An 11103-nucleotide genomic window follows, 5' to 3' on the forward strand; every position below is an offset into this window, starting at 1 on the left:
CCCGGATTTGCGATAGCCCGAAGCGAAGGCGGAGCCCCGCCAACGGCGGGGCGGAAGCATGAGCCAGGGTTTGGGCGGCGAAGGTGCAAGTAATCGTGAGGTGCGCAGCACCGAGCGGCAGCAAATCTGATTGTTAGCCGATGGTGTTGCTGACGCAGGGCGGAGCGATTACTCGCCCAAACAAAACCGGGCGTTAGCCAAGATGCCAGAAAATGGAACGGAGCCAATGCCGTTGGCGATCTAATTTCGCAGAGCTGACGCTACCAGGGCTGCGTCAGCGACATCTTGGCTAACAACGTAATTTATGCCATTAGATCTCTCTTACTAATGGGAGCGTATATTAGTAGACATTCCGGTTTCTTTTAAATCCAATATAATTAGCGTATTTAGCGTGTTTCGGTGGAAAAAAGTCTACTATTATCCGCTCTGATTAGTATTTCTGCGCCGCGCAGGCGCGCCCTCCTGCCCTTGGCGAATTCGAACCACCGGCCCCTTGACCCCCAGTCAAGCGCGCTAACCGGCGGACACATCCCATTAATCCAATCAAAATAACGTTGGCCTTGGCGTCTTCACAATTTTCGGAACGGGCCTAGGCACTATGGCGCCCCTACTGCGCCAATCCCCGGCGGTAGGCATTCCGCACTCCGGCCTGGTCCTGGATATACATCTCATTGGCGGGATCAAGGTCCGAGGCCTTTTTGTAGGATTCCAGGGCCTTGTCGTAGCTTCCCAGAGCTTCGTAGGCCACGCCGATATTGTGCCATAACCCCGGATCCCCGGGCAGGGATGCCGCCGAACGTTCCCAGATCTCAACCGCCCGCTGCCAGTCTCCGGCCTTGGCGTACTTGGCGCCGATCTGGCTGGGGTCGGCTTTGCTTTTAAGCAGCCTTTTGGTGACATTCACATAATGAGGGGAGATGTCGCCCACGAAGGAGTCGGTAACCGCGGTCAGCAATCCGCTAAGGATCTGGTCGTCGCCGGGGACATTATCCTTGAACCACTTGTTGTAGCTGGCCGACTGGGACTTGCTGGCCGCCACCTTGCCGGAAGCGATGTCTATCAGCCGGTAGTTGATGGAGACCGTGCCGCTCTTGGTGGTCCGTTCTTCGTCCACCAGCACTGTTTTCATGATCTCTTCCTTGACCTTGTATTTTTTGCCGGTGAAAATGTTCTTCCTTTCCACTTCCTCGTAGCGGCCGGTTCCTTCCTTGCGCTCCACCTTCTCCATCCGTTTGGAGGTCTCCACCTTGTAGGCCAGTATCTCGCCGGTGATGATGGCGTCCACCCCCAGCAGGCCGCCCAGTTGTTTGACCGTGCCGGGGTCCACCGCTCCGGTCAGGTTGAACTTGTGCTCGGACATCACCGACTGGATTTTCTCCCGCTCCACCATCTCGTAATAGCCCTGTTCGGCCAGCTTGGAGACCAGCACGTTGCCCACTCCCGGCCCCAGGTTCCGGTTGTAAGGGTCCACGAAGTCCACCACCGCCACCCGCTTGATGGCCGGGATGTCCAGCCTGGGCTTTTCGGTCCGGCGGATGGCCACGAAGACTGGCCCGCAGGAAACTACCGCCAGAATAATGACTGCAACTAAAACCAGATATTTCTTCATTTCAACTCCAAGTTATTTTATATTCGCCACAAAGACTCACCCATTAAAAGGCACAAGCATGCACTGAGCAAAGCCGAAGTGTCACAAAAATCACTATTCACAATTTACAATTCACGATTTGGCTTGGTGCCTTTGTGCCACTTTGATAAACTCAGTGCATCGCTTGGTGGCAAAGTTCTACTGCTTGCGGCCCAGCTTCTGGTCCCGTTCCTGGTTCCAGCGGACCCACTCATCCTGGCTGTCGATGATGGGATTGAAGTTCACTATGCCATAGGTGCCGTCGGCGTTGATGGTGATCTCCATCTGGGCCTTGACGATCTGGACCCACTGCTCCAGCTTGACCTCGCGCGGGCCGGCGATCTCCTGCGGCCCTTCGATCTCGCCCTCGCGGCCGCCTTGTTTCTTCTTTTGGTTGGCGAAGAAGTCGGGGTTGACCTCCACCTTGACCTCGCCCTGGTACACCGCCACCTTGGTGCTGCTGTCGGGCATCACCGACATCCGGTAGATGGTGCCCCGGACCGCGGCCACCGCGGTGGGCGATTCCAGCTCAAACTTGCTTTTTTTGCTGACCTTGTTGACGTTGGCCCAGACCTTGCCGCTCCAGACCTTGCCGCTGGCGGTCAGTCCCTTTTTGGAATCCTTCTTCAGCTCGTCTATAGCCAGCTGGGTGTTGGCGTCCACCCGGATGATGCTGCCGTCCGAGAAGGCGATCTCGGCCCGGGCGTCCTCGGTGCTTTTGACCTTTTCCCCGGCGGCCAGCGGCTGGTCAAAGGTCACTTTCTTCCAACTGTCCTTTTGCGGCTTCTGGGTCTTGACGTCGCCCACCACGAACGAGATCTTGGCCACCGGGGTGGCCTTGGCGGTAAGCTGCACCGCGGTAACAGTCAGGCAGGCCAGTAAGACCGCCGCCAACAGCCACAACATACCGGTTTGTTTTTTAATAATTCCGATCACTTTGTACCCCCCTTATATTGTAAATTGTAAATCGTAAATCGTGAATTCGCCTTTTAGCGGACGACCTTAGCCCGCAGCCTGAGATTGATGCGGTTGGCGGTGCGGCTTAAGATCTTGACCGAGAACTTGGCGAAATTCTTATAAAGAAGTTCCTGGGCCAGCTGGCTGCTGTTGAACTTGGTCTCCACCTCCACCAGCCCGGTGTTGCCGGTGATCTCCCGGTCGTTGACCGCCTTCACTCCCCGGACCTCGTATTTCAGGACGTTGATCAACTCCTGGTACAGGTCGTAATTGGAGGCTCCGGTAACGTTTAATGTTACGGTGTTGCCGCCCCGGGCGAATTTCTTGACGATCTCTTCGGCCAGGTAATCGGCTAATTTGGCGGAAGCCTGCTCGATGGCCTTGGTGCCGCCCACTATCTCCTCGATGTGCACCGCCCGCCCGGTCTCCACCTTGGACACCAGGATCCTCCCGTCGTCGGTGTTGAAGGCTTTGACCGAAACCGTGGCCTGGATGGACTTCATGCCGCCCAGCAGGTCATTGACGGCCGAGGCCTCCCTGGCAAAGGCCTGGCCGGTGATGATCACCTCGGCCCCGGCCCGCTCCCCGATGAAGGCCGCGGCCTGGGCGTCGCCTTCCAACGCCGCCAGGGCCTTGTCGCGCCGGATGCTTTTTTCGGCGGTCTCCTTGTCCACGAAGTCAAATCCCTTGTTGCGCATGGCCTCTATGATGGTGTTCTCGGCGGTGCCCAATTGGGCGTCGATCCCGCCGATGGCCGAACTTCCCACGTTGCTTTCGGTGATCAGCACCATCAGCTTGGGATTGCCCGCCCCCTTAATGATATCAGCCATGTCCTCCCTGATGGCCCCCTCCCGCACCAGGGCCTTGACCTTGACGTTATAAGTAAGCCCGCCGTCGGCCTCGCCCTCGCTGACTATGGAGTAGCTCTTGACGTAGCCCTTGGCCTTGGAATAGATGTTGTCCTCCACCACCATGGCGTTCTCCACTAAAGTGCTGGAGCTGATGACCGCGCCGGTCACCTGCTCCACCGCGTTGCGCAGGGCGTCCTGAGTGGCCACATCCCGGGCCTGGGCCTTGTCGCCGTTCAGAACCGAGGCGGTGCCGTCGGTGGTGATGGTCTGCATGGCTTCCTGGGCCGCAGCCAGGCCGAAGAATATCAATAGCGTGAGGATTGAGTAAATTGTTTTTTTCATTTTAAATATGAAGTCCTTTCGTGGTTGGTTAAGGAACCCGGGGTTATTGTCATTGCAAGGGAACATCCCGCCTGGCATACGAAGCAATCCAAGCCAATAGCAATTGCTTTGTAAACGGATAAACTGACCTTCTCACAAAGACGGACGCAGCCAACAGTCAAAAGGGAGAACGGCGTTTTTAAATAGTCTCCTTTAAAAAGACTCGCTCTCCCTTTTATTTCTGGTTGTCATTCTGACCTCTCCCCGTCCCTCTCCTAATGGCCTACTTCGCCGAAGTAACCAAATATTAGCGCTACTTGCTACGGAGGCTGAATATTAGGAGAGGGTGCAAGGGTGAGGTCAGAATGACGTGGTCTGTTTACTGTTTCAGAACTATGATCACCCGGCAGTTGTCGTAGATGTCCGTATTGTCGGCGATCACCGCCACGTTCTCCACGTCGGAATCGGCGATGATCAGATCGGCCTTGTTAAGCCCTGAGGATTTGACGGCCTTGATCACCAGCGGGTTGCTGCCCACCCGGGCGGCGTTGGCCATGGCTTCTTCCATCGTCTTGGCATAGATCACCACCCCGTTCTTGACCGCCGATTCGCGGGGAACGAAATCCTGGCCGTAGATGCCCTCGCCCGATTCGTCCAGAATGGCGGGAACCATGGCCGGCATGGCATCGGTGCCGGTGGCGTCAATGATCAGGCCGGTGTAGGTCTGGGGCTCCTGGGCGTTAAATCCGGAGGGCAGGTTGGCATAGATCGGAGTCTTGCCGCCCATCTGCTCGGGATACAATACGTCGCCCACCTTGCCGGTTAAAAGCATCTCCATGTCCACTTCCACCGAGCCGTCCGACATGTAGCGGGGCTTGGAGGTGAAGCGAAAGTTTTTGACGATGCCGTCCACCCGGGTCTTGATGATGTCCGAACTCATCATGGCGTTCTCCACCGTGGTCTCGGAGGTCAACAGCACGCCGTTGAGGGTCTCTATCATGTTGCGCATGGCGTCAAGCTGGGCGGCCCGCAGGGCGTTCTTGCGCTGGGTCGAAGGCGGAAGTTTGGGGTTAAGCGCCCCGACGCCGGTGGATTTGACCGACTGGTCGGTCCAGTCTATCATGCCGGCGCCCTGGATGTTCTGTTCCACCTGGGCCAAAGCCAATGAGGCAAAGCCAAGTATGGCCAGCAGCGCTAAAGTTTTCTTAAACATTTTAAACTATGCTCCTTATATTTGATTTACTGAAAATTGCTAAAGCTGAATATCCGGGGTTTTACCGAGGCTAAACGTTACCACCTCCTATCGGGTTAAATATTATTTGTTTATTAAAAAATATAGAATTAGAAATGGACAACGCAGGAAGCCAAAACATTATGCGATTTTTCGCTTAAATTCTCCTCATAATAAACTGTACTATAATCCATTATGCTGGTCATGCCAAGTTCGTAAGCCAAGTCAAACCAAAGATTGCCGAATTTCATGCCAAAGCCCGCGGTAAACACCTTCCCCGCCACCTGGCTGGTGTCGGTGCCGTCATCATAAAAGCCGGTATATGTCTTGGGATCTGTCCTAAAGCCCAATCGGACTGGAAATACCGCATTGCTGCCAATGAATATATACTCCAGCCCAACTCTGAATTGATTGCAATTTTTCAGCAACAAAGTGTCACTTAGATGATTTGTTTCATCCGACCATAGATTATATAGCATATAATCATTATAGACGTTGGTTTTACCATACGGCCGCCTCTCAAAATCAGCCGCTATCGTCAAATTGTCGGTCGGTTTAATGGCCACGCCAAATCCAAAAGAAAATGGCATTTTTATAGTGTGCTCATATTTGTTCGTAGTAGCGGAGGACGTATCCCGTGTGTTGGTAGGATTCCCAATCCAACGCCAGGTATAAGCTATATCATAGGTTTCTGTGGTTTTTTGTTTTAACGTAAACGGCAGTTGAATTTTTGCCCCAAAATTGAACTTTCTGGAGGTAGCCAGCAAACCGCCATTCAGCCCGAACCCGTTGTATTTTGTTTCGTAGTTATACGACTCGCTGCCGGTTATGTCAAAAGTATCTTTCAAAGTAGCAAGATAGTTCCAATTCGCATCGTAAATATCGCGTATGGCAATATCGTCCCAGAGATTGGGGCTAAAAGTGTTTTTATATTCATCAGTGGTGCCGTTGACAAATATATTGGCCGCAACGCCAATATATATATTTGGGTTAAGTTGTAAAGCCACCGCCGGAGTTATGGCGTCAACCCCGCCCTTTACTTTGTCTTCATATTTAGAGGGGCTGTAAAGATACCCCAAAGCATATAGTGATGAAGATGGATAATAATCGAAAATAAAACTCTCGCGGTCAAACTGCCCAGAGGAACTTGTGCCCATGTCTATTTGCCGCTGGTAGGCTGCTGCCAGCACCAAATTGCGGCCGCCGACTTTCATCGGAAGCGCTAAACTAAAGAAGTTTGGCGCGATATGTTTCTCCGTAAATGTGGTATCATAAGGCCCATCGCTGTCCTGGTATTTATATATATACCCTTTTATGTTAAACAGCCCCACGGCGGAAGCTTCCATTTTATCTAATTGGGCAATGCCGGCAGGGTTCCAGGAAACGGCCGTAGCATCATCAGCCAGGCCGATAAAAGCGCCCCCCATGCCGTGAGCACGCGCTCCAGCTCCCATAATGTTATAATCCATATACTCGGATTGCGCCATTGCCGGCAAGGCTACCAAAGCCAGCAGAGCCAATACCAGACCAACTCTACGCATGTTCTCTCCTTTTGTGTTTAGGTTTGTTTTGTTTCTTTTTAGGTACCGGTTAATATTCTAAAAAATGCTAAAAATGGATTGCTTTCGCCTACGCTATTTTATCAGCTTCTCATCCTCTCAACTTCACAACTTCTGAACTTCCAAGCCAGACTACTTGGCCGCCACCTTCTGGCCAACGGTTATTGCCTTATAAACATCTTCCCAGGGCGAACCCAATTTAGGATTTTGATGATAACTATCCAACCGTACATCAATGATCCTTTTTTCCCTCAGCAGTAAATTCAACCGCCGCCGCTTCGATGCTTATCGTATCCCAAATATCTTCTACTAACTGGATTCTTTCTGGTATGGATAACTCAAGCGCGTCGGTGGCAGTTATTTTTTTCATGATCGCCCCCCTTACTGGCCTTGCCCGCCAGCCATTGGTTCATACCGCGGCAAATGAAATATTTATTTATGGACTGTGCTTTTTTCTTGCTGTGCTAAAAGTTTTGTCCACTTTTCCCGGATGCAGTCAAATTCTTTCGGGTCAAAGTTCGGGTCGGTCGCTTGTCTGAACATAGCGCACCGTATGTCGCGCACCATTTGAACGGCGTCAAAGTATTTTTTATTTTTATTTTTCATCGGTCAGATCTCTTGGGTTTCTGATTTCTAAAACTTTGTAACCATATTTTAAATTCACGGCATTGTATAACCGTATTTTGTCGTAGTTCACAATGTGTTTGAAATTCCAACTTACAAGTAAGTCAACTTGTTGCACAGTTGCAACGGCAATGTGCTGCGTGTCAGCGAGCGCTTTTTTTGTTACAATTTTTTCTTTTATGTAGTGTTCGGATAATTGTCTTGCTTCGTCCGTCAGTTTTGCGATTTCAAGGTTTTTAATTGGAATGCCTGTCAAAATTTGCCGTATGTGCCTTGGCGCAAATTTCAGCTCAAATTCCGAAACCTGCGAAATGACAGCCGTATATTTTCCGATTTTAAAAAAGTCAATAAGTTGGTTTGACCAAATTTCAAATTCAGGGTCAAAGCAACCACCAAATACAGATGTATCTACATAAATTCTCATAGGTCAAAATTATACTGCTTTTACATAAGTGGATTGCTTCGCTAGTTTCAACTTGATTTCAACTCGCAATGACGCTTTACCAAAGACTACTCGGCCAGTACCCTTAAAGCCAGCGCTTCGGCTTTGGCCATTGCTTCCCGCTGAGTTGCCCCATAGGCCATCACCCCCGGAATTTGCGGCAACTCTGCCAGCCAGCGGCCGTCAGCTTCCTGTTCGTATTCAATTTTAAAATTCATACCGCGCTTGACTTTATTCACAGATTTACACAGATTACACAGGGCGGATTATCCCATTGGTTCAGGAAAGAACTATAAAAGAACTATAAGAGAGTTGGAGAATGTAAACTCAACCCCTGCACCCCTTCTCTTGAAAAATAAATAAGAGAAGGGGCCGGGGGATGAGTTCCATTGCATTCAAAGAAAGTCTACTTGGCTACCACCTTCTGGCCAACGGTCAAACTCTGCCCCGCTTCCTTCTCCAAAATCTGAGCCTCGGACATTTTTTCCTGTACTTCGGTCAACAGCAACTCGCCCACCTTGGTCACCTGCTTGCCAAGTATCTCGCCGGTCACCGGGTGTTTGATCTCCTCGCCCTCCTTGTAAACCACCACTTTCATCCCCTTGCGCATTCCCTTGGCGGTGCCTATATCCAAAAATGCCTCTCCGGCCGGATTAAGCTTTATCAGGTACCCTTCCACCAGCGGAATGTCATTGTATATCTGAATGGAGATGTCAGTAGCCATTGTTTTGATGTCCTGCAGGGTATTTTGGCCGCTGTAAGCGTCCTTGGCGGTGATGACGCCGCTGCTTTCGGTGTCTATCAGCCGGGCATCCATGCCGATGCCGTTGGCGGTGGAGGAAATGGAGCCCATCAAGATGGCGTCCACCCCAATGATCTTTCCCACTTTGACCGCCTTGGCCGGATCGAGAGCCCCGGTCATGCCAAGTTTTTGCTCGCTTAAGACCTTGTCTATCTGGGACCGTTCGATGATCTTGAATCTTTTAAGGCTGTACAGCGAGGTGATCATCTTATCCTGGACGGTGTTGGTTATCTCGGCATTGCCGCTCCGGTTGTCAAACGGCAGCACCGCGATGGACAGCCGGGAACCGACCTGGGTAACCCGGGCGGGGTCGTAGGTCAGGGCTCCTACCGGCAGTTTGCCCCTGTCCAGGGCCACGGCCTGGTGCTGACGCTCGGCCCTCTCCAAACTGTCGCGCCGGGCGGCCAGCCACCTCTCCTCCAGTATTGCCTTTTGGGCGGTCTCGGCATCCATGGCCTTCTTGCGCTGCTCTAAAGCCGCCTGGGCTTCGGCTATGCGCCTTTTCTCGGCATCCAGCTTGGACCGCTCCTGGGCCAGTTTTTCGTCCTCGGCCTTGGAGGCCGTGGAAGCTGACTGGGTTCCGCCCTGGTTTATCTTGTCCCAATAGTCTTTGGACCGGCCGGTGGATTTGAAAGCCATGGACAGCTCCATCTCCTTCCTGGCCTTATCCAGATCGCCCAAATTGTAGTAGCAGATAGCCATTTCCCGGTGGGGGAAATAGTCTATGAAATGCATGCCGTAGGTTTTGAAATTGGTGCGGTCGCTGAATTCCAGGGAAATGGCGCTCTTGAACTCGTCTATGGCCCGGTCCCACTGGACTTTCTTCATGTAATTCAGCCCGTTTTCATAGTAATTATAGCTTTGACCTCCCGCCCACAGCAGGGCCGGAGCAAAAGCAACCAGAAGAAACAGGATAATCAGACTTTTGAACTTTAGCATATTGTTTTTCCCCTCCTTATATTCATTATATAACCATATTTTCGTTTTAAAGTCAATAGTTTTAAAAAAATAATTTTTATTTTTTTAGTTTTTAATTTGGCACGGACGTCTGAAATCAAAATACTTGGCCCGGCTTATGCGTAAACTAACAATTAACACTGAACAATTAATCCGGCTACGCTCTGCCTACGCCAGTGCTTCCGCCCGCGCGAATGCTACTGCGGACAGGTCGGCAGACAAGCAAAGCTACGTCGGACAAGCCCCGATTAACGAATAACGAGTTTCGAGTTACTTAGTAGAGGGCGGTTCGATTGGATATTTCCCGTCCAGGCAGGCGTAACAGAAATCCTGGGGGCGTTCCAGACAGGATTTAAGCCCGGCCAGGGACAGATAATGCAGGCTGTCCACCCCCACAAACTCCCGGATCTCCTCCACCGATTTGGTGGAAGCAATCAGCTCGTTGATCCGGGGCGTGTCCACCCCGTAGTAACAGGAATGCCTGATAGGCGGGGAAGCGATCCTTAAATGGATCTCCCTGGCGCCGGCCTCCCGGATCATTCCCATGATCTTCTTGCTGGTGGTTCCCCGGACGATGGAATCGTCAACCACCGCCAGATTTTTGCCCGAAATCAGGCTCTTGTCCGGGTTGAATTTCAAGCGGACGGCAAAATCTCTGATCTCCTGGGTGGAGCTTATGAAAGTGCGCCCGATATAGTGGCTGCGGATCAGGGCCAGCTTATATGGTATGCCGTTCTCCTCGGCAAAACCCAGGGCGGCGTTGTTGGAGGAATCCGGCACCGGCATCACGAAATCGGCCCCGGTGTACTGCTCGCTGGCCAGGCGCTGGCCGAACATGAAGCGTTTTTTGGCCACGCTTTCGCCGAAGATCAGGCTGTCGGGCCGGGAGAAGTAAATATGCTCAAAAACGCAGTGTTTATAAGGCTTGGTATCCGCCAGTGTCCGGCTTTCCATACCCTGGTCATTGACCGTCAAAAGCTCGCCCGGAGCCACCTCGCGCTCGAAAATGCCGCCGATGGTGTCGATGGCGCAGCTTTCGGAGGCGAAGATCCTGGTTTGTCCCTTATGCCCCATGGCCAGGGGGCGGATGCCCAGGGGGTCGCGGAAGACGTACATCGTCCCGTTGAACATCAGGATGGCCGAATAACTGCCCCGCACGGTCTCCATCATCTTTTTGACGGCCTTGGCCATGTCATGCTCCTGCTCGTAGTAGCAGGCGATGGAGGCCACGATCACCTCGGCGTCGTTGGAGCCGTAGGGGGTAAAGCCCTGGGATTTTAAGTAGCGGGTTTGCTCCAGCATGTTGGTGATGTCACCGTTGGAAACGATCACCATCCGGCCTTCCTTAGTGTCGGCATAATGAGGCTGGGCGTTGGCGATGGAGCTGTCCCCGGCGGTGGGATACCTGGTGTGGCCGATGCCCATTTTTCCCTTAAGCTCCGCCAGCGCTTCCGGCTTGAAGATATCAAACACCAGCCCCTTGTCCTTGACTATTCTTGACTGCTGGCCGTCCCAGACCGCCATCCCGGCGTTGTCCTGCCCCCGGTGCTGCAGGGCGAAAAGCCCCAGATAAAGAACCTCGGATGCCTTCTCGTGGTTGAATATCCCGCAGACTCCGCACATATTGTGACTTGTAAAGTAAAAAATAGTTACTGGGCCGTTTATTTATGAGAATTATATCATAAATATGCATCTTGTCAAATAAAAACGACCCCATCAAATTCAAACACCC

10 protein-coding genes and 1 pseudogene are annotated in these 11103 nt (G+C 52.1%); all 11 read right to left on the minus strand.

The window, feature by feature from the left end; genetic code table 11:
• Positions 1–607: 607 nt before the first annotated feature.
• The 11 genes and pseudogenes from HY768_07245 to purF all read right to left on the minus strand — a co-directional run bounded on the left by HY768_07245 (position 608) and on the right by purF (position 10994).
• The gene (locus tag HY768_07245) at positions 608–1609 is read right to left on the minus strand and encodes a tetratricopeptide repeat protein (GenBank protein ID MBI4727004.1); all 1002 of its coding nucleotides are present in this window, start codon (positions 1607–1609) and stop codon (positions 608–610) included.
• Positions 1610–1786: 177 nt separating this feature from the next.
• Positions 1787–2563 carry a FecR domain-containing protein gene (locus HY768_07250; protein ID MBI4727005.1) on the minus strand — a complete coding sequence of 259 codons (777 nt, stop codon included), beginning with the start codon at positions 2561–2563 and terminating at the stop codon, positions 1787–1789.
• Positions 2564–2616: 53 nt separating this feature from the next.
• Positions 2617–3777 (minus strand): flagellar assembly protein T N-terminal domain-containing protein, encoded by a 1161-nt coding sequence (locus tag HY768_07255; GenBank protein MBI4727006.1) that lies wholly within the window; start codon positions 3775–3777, stop codon positions 2617–2619.
• Positions 3778–4135: 358 nt separating this feature from the next.
• Positions 4136–4969 carry an LPP20 family lipoprotein gene (locus tag HY768_07260; protein MBI4727007.1) on the minus strand — a complete coding sequence of 278 codons (834 nt, stop codon included), beginning with the start codon at positions 4967–4969 and terminating at the stop codon, positions 4136–4138.
• A 128-nt stretch (positions 4970–5097) separates the two neighbouring features.
• The gene (locus tag HY768_07265; protein MBI4727008.1) at positions 5098–6528 is read right to left on the minus strand and encodes a hypothetical protein; all 1431 of its coding nucleotides are present in this window, start codon (positions 6526–6528) and stop codon (positions 5098–5100) included.
• Between the two features lie 150 nt (positions 6529–6678).
• Positions 6679–6916 (minus strand): annotated as a pseudogene (locus HY768_07270) (addiction module protein).
• Positions 6917–6978: 62 nt separating this feature from the next.
• On the minus strand, positions 6979–7152 hold the full coding sequence (locus HY768_07275; protein ID MBI4727009.1) for a hypothetical protein: 174 nt from the start codon (positions 7150–7152) through the stop codon (positions 6979–6981).
• The gene (locus HY768_07280) at positions 7142–7594 is read right to left on the minus strand and encodes a PIN domain protein (GenBank protein ID MBI4727010.1); all 453 of its coding nucleotides are present in this window, start codon (positions 7592–7594) and stop codon (positions 7142–7144) included. The genes HY768_07275 and HY768_07280 overlap by 11 nt, the downstream gene beginning before the upstream one ends.
• Positions 7595–7680: 86 nt before the next feature.
• Positions 7681–7830, minus strand: coding sequence for a type II toxin-antitoxin system HicB family antitoxin (locus HY768_07285; protein MBI4727011.1), 150 nt, complete (start codon positions 7828–7830; stop codon positions 7681–7683).
• A gap of 188 nt (positions 7831–8018) precedes the next feature.
• Complete coding sequence (locus HY768_07290; GenBank protein MBI4727012.1) at positions 8019–9353, minus strand: hypothetical protein; 1335 nt, start codon at positions 9351–9353, stop codon at positions 8019–8021.
• 288 nt (positions 9354–9641) lie between these two features.
• A complete protein-coding gene (purF, locus tag HY768_07295) occupies positions 9642–10994 on the minus strand; it encodes an amidophosphoribosyltransferase (GenBank protein ID MBI4727013.1) in 1353 nt (450 codons plus the stop codon).
• Positions 10995–11103: the final 109 nt, after the last annotated feature.

Source organism: candidate division TA06 bacterium (assembly GCA_016208585.1).
Taxonomy (GTDB): Bacteria; Edwardsbacteria; AC1; order AC1; family EtOH8; genus UBA5202.

What these genes read in the sequence shown, in the direction of transcription:
- HY768_07265 (MBI4727008.1), bottom strand. Translation starts at nt 6,528, where the DNA reads ATGCGTAGAGTTGGTCTGGTATTGGCTCTGCTGGCTTTGGTAGCCTTG.
- HY768_07255 (MBI4727006.1), bottom strand. Translation starts at nt 3,777, where the DNA reads ATGAAAAAAACAATTTACTCAATCCTCACGCTATTGATATTCTTCGGC.
- HY768_07275 (MBI4727009.1), bottom strand. Translation starts at nt 7,152, where the DNA reads ATGAAAAATAAAAATAAAAAATACTTTGACGCCGTTCAAATGGTGCGC.
- HY768_07280 (MBI4727010.1), bottom strand. Translation starts at nt 7,594, where the DNA reads ATGAGAATTTATGTAGATACATCTGTATTTGGTGGTTGCTTTGACCCT.
- HY768_07245 (MBI4727004.1), bottom strand. Translation starts at nt 1,609, where the DNA reads ATGAAGAAATATCTGGTTTTAGTTGCAGTCATTATTCTGGCGGTAGTT.
- HY768_07260 (MBI4727007.1), bottom strand. Translation starts at nt 4,969, where the DNA reads ATGTTTAAGAAAACTTTAGCGCTGCTGGCCATACTTGGCTTTGCCTCA.
- purF (MBI4727013.1), bottom strand. Translation starts at nt 10,994, where the DNA reads ATGTGCGGAGTCTGCGGGATATTCAACCACGAGAAGGCATCCGAGGTT.
- HY768_07290 (MBI4727012.1), bottom strand. Translation starts at nt 9,353, where the DNA reads ATGCTAAAGTTCAAAAGTCTGATTATCCTGTTTCTTCTGGTTGCTTTT.
- HY768_07285 (MBI4727011.1), bottom strand. Translation starts at nt 7,830, where the DNA reads ATGAATTTTAAAATTGAATACGAACAGGAAGCTGACGGCCGCTGGCTG.